A 17,252-nucleotide genomic window follows, 5' to 3' on the forward strand; every position below is an offset into this window, starting at 1 on the left:
GGCGGAATTTTACCCCGCCGATTGTCTTTACCTGTGCGACTTAAAGTGCGGCTGCCGACACCTTATTTGTCGTAGATACGACCGCGGGCGCGCTCCAGCTTGGACAGAACCTTGTCGAGGCTGTCGGGCTTGACCATGAATTCCTGGAAGCCTTCCATCGACACTTTGGCCATTTCAGCAGGTGCATCCCGGTCCCAGAACTGCGCGACGCCGCCTGGGCTGTTTTCGCTCAGCATAGTGAAGCCCTTTTGCAGGAACTTGTCGTCATCCACGGTGGATTTCGAGTTCACAGGCAACTGCCCCAGGTTTTTGCCATTGTTGATGATTGTCTGCTCTTCGGGCGAGGCGACAAACCTCAGAAACTCCCGGGCGGCCTCTTTGTTCTGAGCAGCCGAAGGGATGTGGAAGGTGTCGGTCGGAGCATCTTCCGCCAGTTCCACACCCGGGTTGATCGAGACGAACTGGTAGAAATCCAACTGATCATCGGTCAGACCTGCATCGCGCAGCGGTGCGACCGCGAAGTTACCCATCAGATAGGCTGCAGCTTCGCCATTGACCATAAAGGGCAGCGCTTCCTGCCAGCTATAGGTCTGGTGGTTGTCGATAAACGCCCCCATGTCGATCAGCTCTTTCCAGTTGGCAAAGGTCTGCTTGACGCGGTCATCTTCCCAGCTGATTTCGCCGTTGGCGAGCTGGTTGTGGAAATCATAACCGTTGGTACGCATGTTCAGATAGTCGAACCATCCGCCAGCGGTCCACAGGAACTTGGTGCCGATGGTATAGCAGGCCCGACCCGACGCTACGATCTTTTCGCAGTTCGCCTTTTCTTCGTCCCATGTGGAAGGCTCACTCAGGCCGAGTTCATCAAAGATGTCTTTGCGGTAATAGACGCCCCACTGGTAGTAGGTGTAGGGCACGCCCCACTGCTTGCCATCGATGGTCATCGCGCCTTTGGTCGATTTGAGGTCTTCCTCGAACATCGGCTCGGCCCACAAATCAGACACGTCTTCGAACAGACCCGCTTCGACATAGGGTTTCATGCGGTTGGCGGCATACCAGGTGGCAACATCCGGTGCGTTGGCCGTCAGGAAGTTTCGGATCTGCGTCTTGTAGGCTTCGCGGTCGATCACCGTGACTTCAATGTTCAGATTAGGGTGTTTTTCCCCGAACCGTTCGATCATCGCTTCCATCGTCGCGCGCGGTGCCGGGTTCGACGTATCCAGGAAAATCGACATATCGCCGCTCAGCTCAGCTGCGGCTGGCCCTGCGATTGCTGTACAGGCGGCGAGGGCGGCCAATGTCTTTTTGGTTTTGGAATACATATTTTCCTCCCATGTGCATCCAAAGTTGTTCCATTATTTGGAACTATGATTTATATATTGAAAACTACACATCATTTCCGTTAGGGTTGTCAACAACAATCCTGCAAGGGCAGGGCGAAGGGGAGGAGACGGCACCAGATGTCAGGGGACGGGACTGTCGGTAAGGCGTGCGATGTGTTGGATCTCGTTGCGGGATTCAGCCGGCCCGTGCGTTTTGCTGAGCTGTTGGACAAAAGCCCCTTTCCCAAAGCGACCCTGTATCGGTTTCTTCAGACCCTCACCAATCAGGGTATGCTCAACTATGACCCTGACCGGCAATCCTATGCGCCGGGGATTCGCCTTGTGCGTCTGGCGCATGCGGCCTGGACTCAAAGCTCTTTGGCGCCCGTGGCCCGTCCGCATTTGGATTCGCTTAGCCGCGATCTTGGCGAAACCGTGCATCTGGCGCAGTTGGACGCCAATCAGGTTCTCTACGTTGACAAGCGCAATGCAACAGAACCGGTTGAGATGTACAGCCAAGCCGGCAAAGTTGGCCCAGCCTATTGCACCGGCGTCGGCAAGGCGATGCTTGCATTTCTACCCGAAACAACGCTTGCCGCGGCTTTATCCCAGCAAAGCTATTTCCGGTTCACACCGAATACACTGACATCAGAACAGGAATTGCGAGCTGAGTTGGATCAGGTCCGGGCCTGCGGATACGCATTCGACCGGGAAGAGCATGAACCGGGCATCATCTGTATTGCTGCGCCCGTACTGACAGCCGGTGGACGGGTCTTGGGTGCGCTGTCGATCACAGGCCCAACCAGCCGCACGGACCTGAAAGAACTCGAACAATGGGCGCCGCGCGTTCTCCAGACCGCGAGCAATATTGGGCGCGAAGCGCAATCTTGGCGCTTTCCCGAAACACAACAGGAAAAGGTACTTATCTCATGACCGGAGTGACACTGGAGAAGGCGATCAAGCGCTATGGGTCCACACAAGTCATTCATGGCGTTGATCTTGATATTCAGGACGGTGAGTTCTGCGTGTTTGTGGGCCCGTCAGGCTGTGGGAAATCGACACTGTTGCGGATGATCGCCGGGCTGGAAGAAACCTCGGAAGGGACCATCAAAATCGGCGCACGGGATGTGACACATATGGACCCGGCCAAACGCGGCGTTGCGATGGTGTTCCAGACCTATGCGCTTTACCCACATATGACCGTTGCCGAAAACATGGGTTTCGGCCTGAAAATGAACGGTGTGGCGAAGGCTGAGATCGAAAAGAAAGTTCAGGAGGCGTCGAATATCCTGAAATTGGGCCCGTATCTGAAACGCAAGCCCAAAGCGATGTCCGGCGGTCAGCGTCAGCGTGTCGCCATCGGTCGTGCCATTGTACGCGGTCCCGAAGTGTTCCTTTTCGACGAGCCTTTGTCCAACCTCGACGCCGAGTTGCGCGTCGAGATGCGCGTCGAGATTGCGCGGCTGCACAAGGAGATCGGGGCAACGATGATCTACGTCACCCACGATCAGGTCGAAGCCATGACCATGGCCGACAAGATCGTTGTTCTGCGTGACGGTCGAATCGAACAAGTCGGCGCTCCGCTCGAACTTTATCGCAATCCGGACAACAGGTTTGTGGCCGGTTTCATCGGTTCCCCGTCGATGAACTTTCTGGATTGTGACATTGTCGACGGCAAGCTGACACATCCCGCGCTGTCCGAACCGCTTGCACCACCAGCGCCGATACCTGCGGGCATGAACAAGGTCACTCTGGGTATCCGGCCAGAACATATCGGCCTGGACCGCACCGGAGAGGCCCTGACAGTCGATCTGACCGAAGCGCTTGGGGGCGTGTCCTATAGCTATCTCACCGCTTCAAACGGCGACAAACTGATCGTCGAAGAACGCGACGACGAACGCAGCCGCGAAGGCGAAACGGTCAGCCTCGTCCTGCGACCAGAGCGCGCCATGATCTTCGACGTGGAGTCTGGGGCTCGCATTCGTTGAGCTCTGAAAGATCGGTGCACCCAAATAGAAACGTCACTGGTTGTGCAAAGCAAAGGTGTCATCACGGGATGTGACGGGAGCAAGGCTTCGCAGCCCGGAGACCTTGTATATTGGAGGGCTAAAATGCCTTGCGAAGTAGGTGCGCTACGGTGGTAACCCGTGCGGCTTTGGCTATGATCCAGATATGGAATTGAGCCACGTAACACTTCAAGGACCGCCAGTAGACGACAAAGCGCTATTGGAACGTTTACCGGAAAGCCTTGCATCTGTTTTAACTTCACTGAACGGCTTCGTTCAATTTGGTGGTGGCTTGCATGTACGTGGCGCCTGCAAGGAGCCTGATTGGCACTCCTTTCGTCGAGCGTGGTTAGGGCCAGATTCGATTGGCGAACTCTTTCCTGCGGTTAGCCGAGAGTGGGTGCCATTTGCCGAAGACTGTGTCGGCGATCAGTTCCTTCTGAGATCGACTGATGTCATCCGCTTGTCTGCTGAGACAGGCGAGATTGAAGACATGGGGTTGTCCCTCGGTGAATTCCTCAGACGGGCAAATGCTGATCCTATTGGGTTCTTAGCCATGGAACCTCTTTTGCGGTTCCAGCAAGATCACGGCGAACTACCAGACGGACATCTAATACACGCGTATCCTCCGTTTTGCTCAGAAGAAGCCGCCGAGGGAGTGTCTCTTGGTGCTTTACCAGCATGGGAACTTCATCGTCTCCATTCAGAACTCACGAAATCATTGCCAGATGATGGCGGAAAGCTTCGAATCTTAGTCAGAGACTAAGCACGCACGGCAGTTAAATATTTGCTGCTTCTCTCGCGCCTACTTATAACCATCCAGCCCATGTCAGCTCACTCTCGTTGACTTTTGAGGGCAGAGTGTATTCCCGAATTAATAACGGGTGACGTATTCGTTTTGGGGCTGCGCAAGTAATCTGATAATCAATGTTATGTTAATTTATAGCGCAACGCCATTCACACTTATTAAAGAAATACCGCCAACATCGAATTGAGCTGAGAATAAAAAATTATGCCTGTGCAGATGAAGCCGTAACAGAACATCTCGTCGAGCCATCAGTTTCTTATGGGTTACAACTCGACCTGTTTGGATGCGGGTGCACCGATCGGAGCTTTGGAACAAAACTATACCGGAATTCCGATTGGTTGCGCCCAAATGATTCAGACAATGATCGTGCTTCTTATTTGGGACTACTCCTTCGTTATTGAACCAAAATATTAGGGCTCTTGGGCAGGACACTTTGCGAAGTATTCAGGCTGATCACTTCTTTCAAAACGGCCAGAGACGGATAAGAAAAACTGCTCGCATGTTTGCCTAGGTCCGGCTCATCGAGAGCATAGGGTTCTCCATCAATTTCATAGAGCTTTGCGTCTGATGTGATGCGGTCGTCGTGGAGGAGTTCGAAAACCGGGATTTCACTGCCCCTTGGCCCTGTCAGCATGGGGACGGCTTCGTTCAAATAGTCTGCTTTAACAATTTCGCCCAGATATTGGATGATCTCCTTGGGGGATCGCAGCGCGAATGAGCTTCCGCTGCCAAACAGCAAAAGATCCTGATTTTGTGATGGTGGTGTCTTTGTGTTGTTGCTGTCGTCATTTGCAGCCGCGACTGCCCCGTTGCGGACCTCTCGTGCAGAGACCGGCGCCGCTGCGGATTGCTCCAATGCAAGTAACGTGACCGAATTCCCGGAATTGGCCCGTAACAATGCGGGCTGCAATATGGTGATCGGCTCGACCAGCGCGCGAAAGCGTGCGTGCTGACAGGCGTTTGTAGGATCGCTCCGGAGCACGATGCGGCCTCCGCCGGATGTGAGCGAGCCAGCGCAATTGCCATTTGCAATGACAAGGGGCAATTGTCGGCACATGGCTTTCAGTGCGTTGGGAAAGGTTGCCGTGTTCCCTGCACATTCGTTTGTGGCCTGTCTTTGCAGGCCTGCAATGGTGCTTTTGGGAACAGCTATCCATTTGACCGTCAATGTAGTCAGCAGATCAAGCCGTTCGCGCGCCTGCCCTTCAGCCAACAAGAAAAACAATTTACGACTGAGCGGCGTCAGGATCGCCTGCGTGAACTGTTCGGTTTCAAGCGAAGAAACGTTTGCGTTGCGCGAGTTATCAGGGCCCGCGTCAATTCCAAGGCCCACATCGGTCGAGCTCAGCTCGTTGATGCTGGCATCAAGATCCGTCGACAGACCGAGACTATTGTCCGTGCTTCCCGAATAGTCGCCTACGGCTGAGAAATAAGTAGGCCGGCCTTTGGCTGAACGCACAATGTTTGTCAGCAAGATGCTATTATAGGAGTCCTCAAGACCCTGATTATAATAGACACCGCTGTTTGAAATAATGTTGCCACTGCAGGCAGCCAGAAACAGGGCCATGGCAAACCAAAGCATGCGTGTTCCCTTGCGCATCATATTGTTGGCCATCTGTCGAATACGATATGCGGTCAACGCGCGGATCTCGCGAAACGCTCTGGTCAAGCAGATTCCAGTCCGATCTGCGTCTGTTTTGCTCGTCATAGGCCCCTCAAGGACTATTCTTCTGGTTGCATCTCAATAGTCTTTTTTGGGCTCAAAGCTACAAATTTTGCCCTCTCAAGCCAAGAGGTATTAGCTCTGCTTTTGGGAATTGATCGAACGCTTAAGCGCGCCATGTCCAAACGCCTTATTGTCTGCTGCAATCCTCTGTCTGATCGCTCATGCAGTAGACGAAACTGATGTTTTTGGAATTACAGTTGTAGTGATCGCTGTGTACTCCGTCCGGTACGTCCGTGTGGCAATTGCCCGGGCTCTTGATGATGGCTGCAACCGCGTGGTCGTTGTCGTTCTCAAGCGTCCAATGCATATTGAGGTGCGGGGACGTGTTGATGTTGTACTCAAACTGAACCGTACCGCTCTCGCCGATTGGGATCGTTGTCGGTATCGGGGTCTGAACGTTCACCCCCGACTTGTTTTCGTAAACACCGTTTATGAATGCATAATCCGTATTGTTCGTTATCTTGACCGTATAAAGATCATCCGCCAGCGCGGCATTGCAGGTAAGGACCGCAATTGAAATCAGGGCAACCGTCTTGAGTTTCAAAGCTTTAGACATCGCTCTCTCTCGTATTTGGGATTGTTCAGAGATGGCTCTCGGGCCTGTCTTTAAGTACCCGGGCTTGCCTATTGGCGGGAAGGGACTCTGCCAAAGACAATATAACCGACAGAAGGCAAACAAATCTGATTTCCGAATGTCAAACCGGAAAGGAGCGGACCGAACCGCTCCCACGGATTTGCGGCTTTCAACGCGACCGAACCCGGTGATCCAATTACCGTGTTCAGGGAACTTCGCGGGTCAGGTTGGGGTTCGGGCATACACCCTTCAAATGCGCTTCTGTTTGACCCGCTTGGATGTCGGATGAGGACATGTGCAGCTCTTGGTTGTTGCAGTCCTTGATTTCGACGTGGAACTCGTAGTCGCATACCGGATTGTAGTAGATATAGAAGCCACCATCAGAGCCGACATTGGCATCATGTTCTTTGTCGATTTGCTCACAGCCATTTTGGGATTGCTGGTTGACCTTGGTGACGATACCGCTCGACGTGTTTTTGAAACCGCCTTTTACCTAAGGAACACCTGTGGGAACTGGGAAGCTGATATCGTCAGACGCACTTGCGCTGGTCGCGAAAGCAAGCAAAATCGCCACGGAAAGCGTCAGAGGGATATTTCTATTCATTTGGTAGAACCTTTCGATTTGTTGCGAAGAGGGAGGGTTAAACTCAGTAGGTATCGATGCCGACAGATTGATACATCTTTTCGCTGAGTCAATTGCAAAATACTCAATTAAAGGATGATTTTTCTGAACCATAGAAAGTACACCATCTGTGACCAACGATGCTTTGATCTTGATATTTTACTCAGCCTCAAAACGGCGAACAGAGAATTAAAAATGAACGACGAGCCATGTGCCTCGCTTTCCCATTCCGGTTTTTGAACCTTGCCCGCATTTTCAGCTAATCTCTTGCGGTCGCCTTTTGTATTTCTGCTTATTTCTTTCCGGATTCACCTCCAAGACCATAGCTTCCATCCTCTCGATGCACTTCGCTACCGCTCAGCGGTGGGGTGAAAACACAAGCAAGTCTTAGATCGGTATCAGTGGCCTGCACCACATGCCGATCGTGCTGATCCAGCGCATAGAGTGTGAACGGTTCAAGCGGATGCCAGGTTTCATCGTCATATGGCCTGATCTGGCCCCTACCCTCGATGCAATAACACGCCTCTAAATGGTGTTTGTATTCAAGCTCCAGCTCGGCGCCTTTTTCGATGATCGTGTCGGTCAGCGTGAACCCCATTCCGTCCTGTGCCAGAAGCAACCTTCTGCTGTTCCAGCCCGGACCGGACACATCCCGATCTGTTCCAAGGATATCTTTGAGTGCCTTTACAATCATATCAGAGACTTTCTGCTATCTTACTGCGCGGTTCATTCCGCCGTCGGATAGTATACTCTGACCATTGATGTACCGGGCCCCCTCGCTTGCGAGAAACACGCAAGCCTGCCCGATTTCTTCGAACGTTGCGGCGCGCTGTGCGGGGATTTCGCGGCGGGCCCTTTCGGACAGGTTCACGTTTTCGCAGAATCCGGGCAACAGGTTGTTCATGCGAATGTTGTGGCGCGCATAGCGATCCCCATAGAGCTTTGAGAAGCTGTGCAGCGCACCGCGCAGCATGCTCATCGGGTAAGGCGCGCGCGGCTCGATCGTGTTCATGGATGAGATGTTAACGAAAGCGCCGCCGCCTTGCTCGATCAGGATGGGTGTGGCGATGCGGGCAATCTTGACGACGTTCAGCACGTACATGTCCAGACTTTCGTGCCACAGCGCGTCGCTGAGTTCCAAAAGCGGCCCATCGAAATCCGCGTCAAACCCAACCGTCTTGATAGCTTCGGGCACCGTACCGCCATGACCCATGTTGCTGACGATGGCATCGATTCGGCCATAGGTGCGCATGGTGTCGTCGACCATCGCTTGCAAATCATCGACCTCCAGAACCGAGCCACGGCGACCAATGCCTCCAAGCTCTTGGGCCAGCTCGATCGAACGGTCAGAGGGGGACATCAGCGAGACCTTGTAGCCTGCCTTTGCCATTTCAACGGCGCAGCCCCGGCCAATGCCTTGTCCCGTCCCTGTCATCAGCGCGACTTTAACTTCGGGCATATGTCTCTCGATCACCTAATTGCGTGAGGTTTTTTCGGTTCACCCTGATATAACTCTTTGAAATCGATTATTCCTATCGAGTTTATTTGAAGCCTTTGTCAGTTTTTCTCACATCCTAAAAAATCTCATCCATCTTCGCCCCATTGGGCCTTTGACCAAATCGCGGCTTAATCCAGTCTGGCCGAGGCGATGGAAACACGCGACAGATACAGCTTATCCCTTTACGGAAGATGCAATGGCTGAGAACATGACGGCGCGAGGCGCCGAGCGTGATATCGATGCCAGCACCAAAGAAGAAATGCCTGAATGGGAGGGCGAATGAACTTCACTGGCCCCGAACTTGAAAAGCGTCCGGCAAATTTCACACCGCTGTCGCCGGTGACGTTCCTGAAACGGACGGAACGTGTTTACCCCGACAAATTGGCAGAGGTTCATGGCGAGATACGCCGCACATGGGCCGAGGTGGCCGAACGCTGCAAACGGCTTGCCTCTGCCCTGTCGAAACGCGGGATTGGCAAGGGCGACACGGTCGCGCTGATCGCGCCGAACATACCCGAAGCCATGGAATGCGCGCTGGCGGTGCCGATGATCGGGGCTGTGCTGAACGCCAACAACACACGGCTCGACGCTGAAACCATCGCCTATATCCTTGAGCATGGTGAGGCACGGATAGTGTTGGTCGATACTGAGTTTTCCGGCCTTGCCAAAGAAGCTTTGGCAATCTTGGGCCGTGATGTTCTGGTTGTGGACATCGAAGATCCTGAAGGACCCGGCGGCCCGCGCATTGGCGCGCTGACCTTCGACGAATTACTGGCCGAGGGTGATCCGAGTTTTCCCTATCGCCTGCCCGATGATGAATGGGACGCCATCGCACTGAATTACACGTCCGGCACCACGGGGCGGCCCAAGGGCGTCGTTTACTCTCATCGGGGGGCCTATACCAACGCGACCAACAACGTGATCACCTGGTCGATGGGGCATTTCCCGGTCTATCTGTGGACCCTGCCGATGTTCCATTGCAACGGCTGGTGCTTTCCCTGGACGATCACCATGCTTGGCGGCACACATGTCTTCCTGCGCGCGCCGCGGGCAGATGCGATTTACAATGCTTTTGCCGATCACGCGGTGACGCATCTGTGTGGTGCCCCGATCATCATGTCGCTGATCGCCAACGCGGCAGAGGCCGAAAAACGAGAGTTTCCGCAATCCATCAAGATGATGACCGCGGCCGCCCCGCCGCCCGCGACAGTGATCGCCGCGATGGAGACGATGGGGATTACGATCACGCATGTCTATGGTCTGACCGAGGTCTATGGCCCCGCCGTGGTCTGTGCGCAGCAACCGCATTGGGATGATTTGCCAAAGGCCGAACAGGCCAACCTCAAGGCGCGCCAGGGTGTGGCTTACGAGCTGGAAGAAGACGTACTGGTTCTTGATCCAGAGACCGGAGCCCCCGTGCCTATGGATGGCGAGACAATGGGCGAGATCGCGTTTCGCGGCAACATCGTCATGAAGGGGTACTACAAAAACGAAGAGGCCACGGATGAGGCCTTTCGCGATGGCTGGTTCTGGTCAGGGGACCTCGCTGTGTGTCACCCGGATGGCTACATACAGATCCGCGACCGATCCAAGGATATCATCATCTCAGGCGGCGAAAACATCAGTTCAATCGTCGTCGAAAATGCGCTCTACCAGATACCGGGCATCACCCTTGCGGCGGTTGTCGCGATGCCCGACGAAAAATGGGGCGAAGTGCCCTGCGCCTTTGTCGAGGTCGAGCCTGGCACTGATCTGGACGAGGATGCGGTCATTGAAATGTCGCGCGCGCATCTGGCAGGCTATCAACGGCCCAAAAAGGTCGTGTTTCAGGACTTGCCGAAGACGTCGACAGGTAAGGTGCGCAAGAACGAGCTGCGCGATCTGATCAAAACCTGGCAGACCCGCGCCTAGAACATCAGGTGATTTCAGCTTTTGCTGTCAGACACGGCTTGGGCAGAGCAGGTCTCAGCGGTATCACCTGCCGCTAGAGCCTTGGTCATGCGGTTTTGCCACCTGCATGTTCAGCCGCAAGCGGTCCGTCATGCCCGCGATCCAGCAATTCACCTTCCAAAGCGGCAAAGCGGGTTTCCAGATGATCCCGCATGGCCTGTCGGGCGGCATCCCGGTGATGCAGGGCAATCGCCTCGACAATGGCCATATGTTCGGAATGGGTCACCGCGAGTGAGGCCTTGTCGCGCACCCTGGCCCGGATGCGCACCCATGTCGCATCAGACCTGATTTTATCGAGCAGCGCATAGGCCGTCAAAAGCGGGCGGTTGCGGGCACATTGCGCGATGAGCCGGTGAAATGATCCGTCCCACAGCTCGGTCGCTTGCGCGTCGGCTGCCTCGAATTGGCGCTGTGCCAGATGACGCAGGCGGCCAACCTCTTCGGTGGTCATCCGATCAGCGCAAAGCGCGGCCAGTTCCGGCTCGATGCACAGCCGGGCCTCCATGACCTCAAGGGCATTGGTCTCGCCTGTGATTTTTGCGGCCAAGTCGCCCATCGGGTCAGCCGGTTGGCCGATGAATGTCCCCTTGCCTTGCTTGCGCCAAACCAGACCTTCGGTTTCCAACGCATCCAACGCCTGGCGCACATGCCTGCGCCCGACCTCAAATCGATCCGCCAATGCCCGTTCAGTGGGCAGTTTGCCCTGCCCTTCCCACTCGCCCGCGGAAATCAGTGCCAGAAGCTGACCGCGTACCCGTGATGATGTTGCGTTCAGTGACATCTATGTCCCTGCTAGTTTGTCTCGACCGCAGCAGATGCGCTTTCGCGCCCTTCCGCCTTGCGCGCAGCTTCGGCGGCGGCAATTGCGGCGTCAATCCCTTCGCGCTGGGGCGATCCGGAAAACCGCGCGGCAGTGGGCATACCCGTGGTGAAATGCACGTATCTTTCCTGGGCCACGTCCCAAAGCCGCGCAAGCTCATCCAGCGGGTCCGAATGATCATCCGCACGCAGATCAAGCCAGGGGTGGTCTTCGCCCCTGTGGATAACCAATCCGGCGGCCTGCCTTCCGCGCTTGTCACCGCCTGCGTCCTGACCGGCCTGCATCGCACCGATCAGTCGTTCGGCAAACGGCCGGTCTGCAAGTTTCAGAAACGTCTCGGACGTGGCCTCAAGCACTTCGGGGCCCGCCAGCATGTTGCCTGCGACCGAATGTGTCTCTTTTGCCAGATGTCCGGCCCAGTCAACGCAATCGGCACCGGTATGGAGCGCGAAGGTTCCGTCGGCCCCCATCAGATGGGCCTGTCGGATCGCGCGCCCTTCGTCGCGCGCAACCAGATCGTCCAGAACGGCCTGTGCGCCCTCGCCCGCCGCAAGCCGCGCGCGGCCTTCGGTGCCCCAGACCGGGTTGCAAAAGGCCTGGCTGGCCACGGCCACTTTGGCCCCAACATAAGGGACCACGGCCCCACAGGCGAAGAACTTGCTTGAGACGATCAGCCCAATACTTCCGTCGTCATCTCGGGCAATCAGCGACCAGGTCATCGGCCCGCCGCATAGGCTTGCATCAACCGTGGCGTTGCCGCCGCGCGCATCGAACCGTCGGTTTCGCGCAAAGCTGCCGTCAGGCGACCGATGGTCCACGGATCGGCAACAACAACGTTGTGCCCCCGCGCGCGCAAATCGGCGATGGTGTCTGCGCCCACATTGGGTTCAATCATCATCTCGCCCGACCGAACCTCGCGCGGGAAGAAGGATCCCTGGAAATGCATCGAATGGAACAGCGGCGCGTCCATGCAGGCCTGCAATTCCATTCCGAAATGCACGAACCGCAGGAACCAGATAAGCTGCCATTGATCCTGCTGATCCCCGCCCGGGGTGCCGAAAACCAGACGCACACCGTCTTTTTCAGCGAGGCTGGGCGTCAGTGTGGTACGCGGTCGTCGGCCCGGTGCAAGCGAGGTGGGCAAGCCATGTTCCAGCCAGAACATCTGGGCGCGCGAGTTCAACGGGAAGCCCAGGCCGGGGATGACCGGGTTGCTTTGCAACCACCCCCCTGACGGGGTGGCCGCGACCATGTTACCCCAGCGGTCGATCACGTCCAGATGTACCGTGTCGCCACGCTTTTCGGTCAGGTGCGACATGGTGGGTTCCTGGGCCACAACCGCGCCGATATTGAAGTCGCGGGCGCTGCGCTCAATGTAGGCATCCGCCAAATGCTCAAATCCCGGCACCCGCCCGGGGCGCTGTTCCAGCGATGCTTTTGCGGTGATCAGCTGGCGGCGCTCGGCGTTGTAGTCCTCGCTCAGCAGCACATCCATTGGAATATCGCTGTGATCGGGATCGCCGTAATAGGCTTCGCGATCTGCATAGGCGAGTTTCATGGCCTCGATCACGGTATGCACAAATTCTGCCCCGTTCGGATCCATTGCGCCCAGATCGAACCCTTTCAGAATCGCCAGCGCCTGCAACATAACGGGCCCCTGGCTCCAGGCATGGGTCTTGTTGACCGTCCACCCCTCATACTCGAATGACAGCGGTGGTTCATAGCTTGCACGCCAATTGACCATGTCTTCGCGGGCAAGCACCGCAGAATGCGGGGCATCCGAGACGTCCATGACATGTGCTTCTTTCAGATAGTCAAAGATTGCATCGGCCACGAACCCTTCCCGCCACTGCCGCCGCGCCTCATCAATCTGCGCTTCCCGGGTCTCGCCCGCGCTGTCGGCCAGACGGTCGTAGGTTGCGGCCAGATCGGGGTTACGGAACAGCGCATGAGGTTCGGGCGCTTTGCCGCCCGGTGTCCAGACCTCGGCCGAGCTGGGCCATTCCTGAGCAAAGAAATCCGCCAGCCCGGCAATCGTATTGGCAACACGCGGCAACACAGGATGCCCGTTGCGCGCATAGTTGATGGCGGGTTGCATGACCTCGCGCAGGGACAAGCTGCCATGATCGCGCAACATCAGCATCCAACCGTCAAAGGCCCCCGGCACCACGGTCGACAGCAGCCCGGACCCGGGGATCAGTGTCAGGCCTTGTTCGGTATAATGTTCAACTGTTGCACCCGCCGGGGCCACGCCTTGTGCACAGAGCACCTGCGTCTCACCGGTTTGGGCCGAATGAAAAATTGCGGGCATGTCCCCTGCCGGGCCGTTCAGATGCGGCTCGACCACTTGCAGCGTCAGAGCACAGGCCACGGCGGCGTCAAACGCATTGCCGCCTTTTTCAAGAATGGACATCCCGACCGCAGAGGCAATCCAGTGGGTTGAGGTGACAACACCGAAGGTACCTCGTATCTCGGGGCGGGTGGTGAAATCGGACATGGTGGCTCCAGTATTGATTTAGTGTTCGCGCGGGTCGAGCGCATCTCGCAGCCCGTCCCCCAATAAGTTGAAACCAAGCACAACAAGGAAGATGGATATCCCCGGCCACAGGGCCATCCAAGGGGCTTGGTTGAGGAAATTCTTGGCGGTGTTCAGCATCGATCCCCAGCTGGGTGCAGGAGGTTGCTGACCCAACCCAAGGAAAGACAATGCGGCCTCGGCGATGATGGCCGTGGCAATCGTCAGCGTGGCCTGCACCAGAATGGGCGGCAGCACGTTGGGCAGAATATACCGGCTGAGGATACGGGGCGTCGGCAACCCGATGGCGCGCGCGCTTTCCACGTAGTCTTCCGATTTGATATTGATGACCTGTCCGCGAGTCAGTCGGATAAAGATCGGCGTCGCCGAGATACCGATGGCGATCATCGCATTGGTCAGGGATGGGCCAAGAAAAGCGGCCAGTGCAATCGCAAGGATCAGGAAGGGCGCGGCCAGCAGCGCCTCGGTACAGCGCGAAATGAGGGCGTCGGTCCAACCGCCAAAAAAACCGGCGATCAGCCCCAGCGGCACCCCCAGCAGAACTGCGACCCCAACCGAAATGACACCGGCCAACAGCGAGGCCTGGGCGCCCCAGATCATACGCGACAGGATATCGCGCCCGATCTCATCCGTGCCCAGCCAATGCGAGGCACTCGGGGGTTTACGAACGGCCCCCCAATCGGTTGCGGCCGGATCGGGAATGGGCAGCAAGGGCGCAGCCAGGGCAACCAGCAGGAAGAACAATACCAGGCACCCGCCAAACATCGCGCTGCGATGCGCCCGCAGTTTCTTCCAGACCCGGTTTTCGGGCTTGGTCGCCAGAACAGAGTCAGTCCCGGTTTCGGCTGAGGTGACGTCCGTCATCTACTGCTCCCTCAGGCGTGGATTGAGAAAGAAATACATCATGTCGGCGATTAGGTTCATGACGATGAACCCCACGGCGGTGACCAATACGATCCCCTGCACGACGGCATAATCCCGGTTGAACACCGCATCCACCACCAACTTGCCAAAGCCGGGAATGGTAAAGATTTGCTCGGTCAGGACGGCACCGGCAATCAATTCGCCAAACAACAGGGCGGTGATCGTCACGATGGGTGTCAGCGCGTTTCGAAAGCTGTGTTTCAGGATCACCACACGCTCGGACAAGCCCTTGGCGCGGGCGGTGCGTACATAATCCGCACTCAGAACGCCCAACATCGACGACCGCGTGTGCCGCATCAGCGTGGCCGCCAGCCCGGTGCCCAGCACAAAGGCGGGCATCAGCATGGTGCGGATGGATTGCCAGAAATCCTCACTCAGCGGTACATAGCCCGAGGCGGGCAGCAATTGCCATTTTACCGAAACCAGCAGGATCAGCATGATGCCCAGCCAGAAATTCGGGATCGACAGGCCGGATAAGGCCACGATATTGGCAATATAGTCGGTGACGGTTCCCTTTTTGACCGCCGACAATATCCCCGCAGGAATGCCGATCAGCAGCGCAAAGAGGATCGCCATAGAGGCCAGTTGGATCGTAACGGGCAGTTTCTCTGCGATCAGTTCGGTGACCGGCTGGTTCGACCGCAAAGACGTTCCCAGATCCCCCTGCAGCGCATTGCCGATCCACGCGAGATATTGCACCGGGATCGGGTCGTTCAGTCGATATTTCTCGCGCAAAAACTCCAGCACTTCGGGGTCACGTTCTTCGCCTGCAAGCACCAGCAGGGGATCGCCCGGCAATAGTTTTTGCAGGAAGAAAACGAAGATAGAGATCAGTATGATGGTCGGCACCGCGATCAGGATGCGGCGCACCAGATAGGGGAACATGATCAGCCTCTTGCGCGAAAACACCCCGCGCGCCATCACGACGCGCGGGGTTGTGGGATCACTCTTCCCAGGTGACGTTTTCCAGACGGATCATGCCGTCAGGATAGGCGACAAAATTCTTCATCTTGTCGTTGTAGGCCCAGATCCAGGTGACGTGATACAGGAACAGACGCGGCAGATCATCCAGCATCTGAACCATCGCCTCGTCATAGAGCGCCTTACGCTCGTCCGAACTGGGCAGCACGCGGGCCTTGTTCATCATCTCGTCCATTTTCGGGTCCGAGTAGTGGCTGTCATTGATGCCGCCACCGGTGGTGACGAACTGATGGTTGTTGCCATCGGGGTCCACGCGGCCCGACCATCCGATCTGGCTGGCAGTGTAGTCGCCCGCCGACTGGTCGGCCAACAAGGTCGCAAACTCTTTCGAGGTCAGCGAGATGTTGATCCCGGCCTGCGCCGCCATCGCCTGAACCACCTGCATCACCGCCAGCGGCTCGGTCGAGTTTGGCACCTGCACCTCAAGGTCGATCCCGTCGGGATACCCCGCCTCGGCCAGCAGAGCCTTGGCCTTTTCAAGGTCCTGCCCTTCAACCGGCAGGCTGGTGTTGTACCAGGGTGAGTTCGGCGGGAAGGACTGGTTGCCCGGCGCATAGGCGCCTTCGAACACCACCTGATTCAGTGCGCCGCGGTCGATCGCATAGCTGAGCGCCTGACGCAGACGTTTGTCATTGCCCCAGGGGTTGTCGCCCTTTTCGCCATTGTCGATGTTGAACGTGATGCCCTGATAGCCGAAGGAAACGGCGCTATCCACCACCAGATCGCTGTCGTCTTTGGCCTGTGCGATATCGGTCGCGGCCAGACGTTCCAGCATGTCGATATCGCCGGATTGCAGGTTGGCCAGACGCACGGTGGTATCCGGGATCGGCAGGAAAGTGACGCTGTCGAAATGTATCGCATCGGCGTTCCAGTAGTCATCAAATTTGGTCAGAACGATCTTGTCCTGTGCCACCCGTTCCTCAAACTTGAACGCGCCGGAACACACGGGGTTCAGTCCGAAATCGGCACCTGCCGCAGCGGCGGCCGTCGGAGACACCATCATACCCGCCCGGTCAGCCAGTTGCGCAATCAGCGTGGCGTCGGGACCGGCCAAATTCAGCACAATCTCGTACTCACCCGTTACATCGGTCGAGGTGATGGATTTCAGCTCGGACTTGCGACGGGATTCATCCAGTGTCTGCGACCGTTCGATATTGGCGGCCACGGCCTCGGCGTTGAACGGGGTGCCGTCGTGGAACACCACGCCTTCGCGCAGCTGCATGGTGATCTGCTTGCCATCTGCCGAGGTCTCCCACGCGGTGGCAAGTTGCGGGACGATATCCAGCTCGGGCGTAATGTCGACCAGCTTGTCACACATCGACGCGTAAACGATCCGGCCCACAAAAGTGCGCGACTGATCGGGGTCCAGAACATCTGCATCCGATTGCAGGGCGATGCGCAGGTCTTTGGCAAACCCGGGCGTCGCGGCCAGTGCGGTCGCGCCCAGTAGGGCCGTGACCATGGCGTTTTTCACGTATCTCATCG

16 protein-coding genes are annotated in these 17,252 nt (G+C 56.7%); 5 read left to right on the forward strand and 11 right to left on the reverse strand.

The genetic code is table 11. The features are described 5' to 3' along the window. Positions 1 to 62: 62 nt before the first annotated feature. Positions 63 to 1,322, reverse strand: coding sequence for an ABC transporter substrate-binding protein (locus ACR0AG_RS01550; RefSeq protein ID WP_480835707.1), 1,260 nt, complete (start codon positions 1,320 to 1,322; stop codon positions 63 to 65). Positions 1,323 to 1,460: 138 nt separating this feature from the next. Here ACR0AG_RS01550 and ACR0AG_RS01555 point away from each other — a divergent pair, with 138 nt between their 5' ends. The 3 genes from ACR0AG_RS01555 (at position 1,461) to ACR0AG_RS01565 (ending at position 4,094) form a co-directional block, all read left to right on the forward strand. Then, the gene (locus ACR0AG_RS01555) at positions 1,461 to 2,255 is read left to right on the forward strand and encodes an IclR family transcriptional regulator (protein ID WP_480835710.1); all 795 of its coding nucleotides are present in this window, start codon (positions 1,461 to 1,463) and stop codon (positions 2,253 to 2,255) included. After that, positions 2,252 to 3,310, forward strand: a complete 1,059-nt coding sequence (locus ACR0AG_RS01560; RefSeq protein WP_480835713.1) for an ABC transporter ATP-binding protein — start codon at positions 2,252 to 2,254, stop codon at positions 3,308 to 3,310. Before ACR0AG_RS01555 ends, ACR0AG_RS01560 begins: the two co-directional genes overlap by 4 nt. A 184-nt stretch (positions 3,311 to 3,494) precedes the next feature. Next, positions 3,495 to 4,094 carry an SMI1/KNR4 family protein gene (locus ACR0AG_RS01565; RefSeq protein WP_480835717.1) on the forward strand — a complete coding sequence of 200 codons (600 nt, stop codon included), beginning with the start codon at positions 3,495 to 3,497 and terminating at the stop codon, positions 4,092 to 4,094. Between the two features lie 436 nt (positions 4,095 to 4,530). Here ACR0AG_RS01565 and ACR0AG_RS01570 read toward each other — a convergent pair whose 3' ends face one another. After that, complete coding sequence (locus ACR0AG_RS01570) at positions 4,531 to 5,751, reverse strand: hypothetical protein (protein ID WP_480835719.1); 1,221 nt, start codon at positions 5,749 to 5,751, stop codon at positions 4,531 to 4,533. A gap of 238 nt (positions 5,752 to 5,989) precedes the next feature. Beyond that, on the reverse strand, positions 5,990 to 6,418 hold the full coding sequence (locus tag ACR0AG_RS01575; protein WP_480835724.1) for a hypothetical protein: 429 nt from the start codon (positions 6,416 to 6,418) through the stop codon (positions 5,990 to 5,992). A gap of 313 nt (positions 6,419 to 6,731) precedes the next feature. On the opposite strand from ACR0AG_RS01575, the gene ACR0AG_RS01580 reads away from it, so the two are divergent. Beyond that, positions 6,732 to 7,127 carry a hypothetical protein gene (locus tag ACR0AG_RS01580; protein WP_480835727.1) on the forward strand — a complete coding sequence of 132 codons (396 nt, stop codon included), beginning with the start codon at positions 6,732 to 6,734 and terminating at the stop codon, positions 7,125 to 7,127. 223 nt (positions 7,128 to 7,350) lie between these two features. On the opposite strand, the gene ACR0AG_RS01585 is transcribed toward ACR0AG_RS01580, so the two are convergent. After that, positions 7,351 to 7,752 carry an ectoine synthase gene (locus tag ACR0AG_RS01585; protein ID WP_480835730.1) on the reverse strand — a complete coding sequence of 134 codons (402 nt, stop codon included), beginning with the start codon at positions 7,750 to 7,752 and terminating at the stop codon, positions 7,351 to 7,353. 15 nt (positions 7,753 to 7,767) lie between these two features. Then, complete coding sequence (locus ACR0AG_RS01590) at positions 7,768 to 8,517, reverse strand: SDR family oxidoreductase (protein WP_480835732.1); 750 nt, start codon at positions 8,515 to 8,517, stop codon at positions 7,768 to 7,770. Positions 8,518 to 8,835: 318 nt separating this feature from the next. Between ACR0AG_RS01590 and ACR0AG_RS01595 the strand changes: the two genes are divergently transcribed. Further along, positions 8,836 to 10,467 carry an acyl-CoA synthetase gene (locus ACR0AG_RS01595; RefSeq protein WP_480835734.1) on the forward strand — a complete coding sequence of 544 codons (1,632 nt, stop codon included), beginning with the start codon at positions 8,836 to 8,838 and terminating at the stop codon, positions 10,465 to 10,467. Between the two features lie 85 nt (positions 10,468 to 10,552). On the opposite strand, the gene ACR0AG_RS01600 is transcribed toward ACR0AG_RS01595, so the two are convergent. Genes ACR0AG_RS01600 through ACR0AG_RS01625 form a run of 6 tightly spaced genes read right to left on the reverse strand, consistent with a single transcriptional unit; the run spans position 10,553 to position 17,250 of the window. After that, entirely contained in the window at positions 10,553 to 11,287 is a 735-nt protein-coding gene (locus ACR0AG_RS01600; protein WP_480835736.1) for a FadR/GntR family transcriptional regulator, read from the reverse strand. Between the two features lie 11 nt (positions 11,288 to 11,298). Next, complete coding sequence (locus ACR0AG_RS01605) at positions 11,299 to 12,045, reverse strand: DUF1028 domain-containing protein (protein WP_480835738.1); 747 nt, start codon at positions 12,043 to 12,045, stop codon at positions 11,299 to 11,301. Beyond that, entirely contained in the window at positions 12,042 to 13,823 is a 1,782-nt protein-coding gene (locus ACR0AG_RS01610) for a gamma-glutamyltransferase family protein (RefSeq protein ID WP_480835742.1), read from the reverse strand. The genes ACR0AG_RS01605 and ACR0AG_RS01610 overlap by 4 nt, the downstream gene beginning before the upstream one ends. Before the next feature lie 18 nt (positions 13,824 to 13,841). After that, on the reverse strand, positions 13,842 to 14,726 hold the full coding sequence (locus tag ACR0AG_RS01615; RefSeq protein ID WP_480835744.1) for an ABC transporter permease: 885 nt from the start codon (positions 14,724 to 14,726) through the stop codon (positions 13,842 to 13,844). After that, on the reverse strand, positions 14,727 to 15,671 hold the full coding sequence (locus tag ACR0AG_RS01620) for an ABC transporter permease (protein WP_480835746.1): 945 nt from the start codon (positions 15,669 to 15,671) through the stop codon (positions 14,727 to 14,729). 58 nt (positions 15,672 to 15,729) lie between these two features. Continuing rightward, positions 15,730 to 17,250 (reverse strand): ABC transporter substrate-binding protein, encoded by a 1,521-nt coding sequence (locus tag ACR0AG_RS01625; RefSeq protein WP_480835748.1) that lies wholly within the window; start codon positions 17,248 to 17,250, stop codon positions 15,730 to 15,732. Positions 17,251 to 17,252: the final 2 nt, after the last annotated feature.

It is taken from the genome of Ruegeria sp. H6, assembly GCF_056532975.1.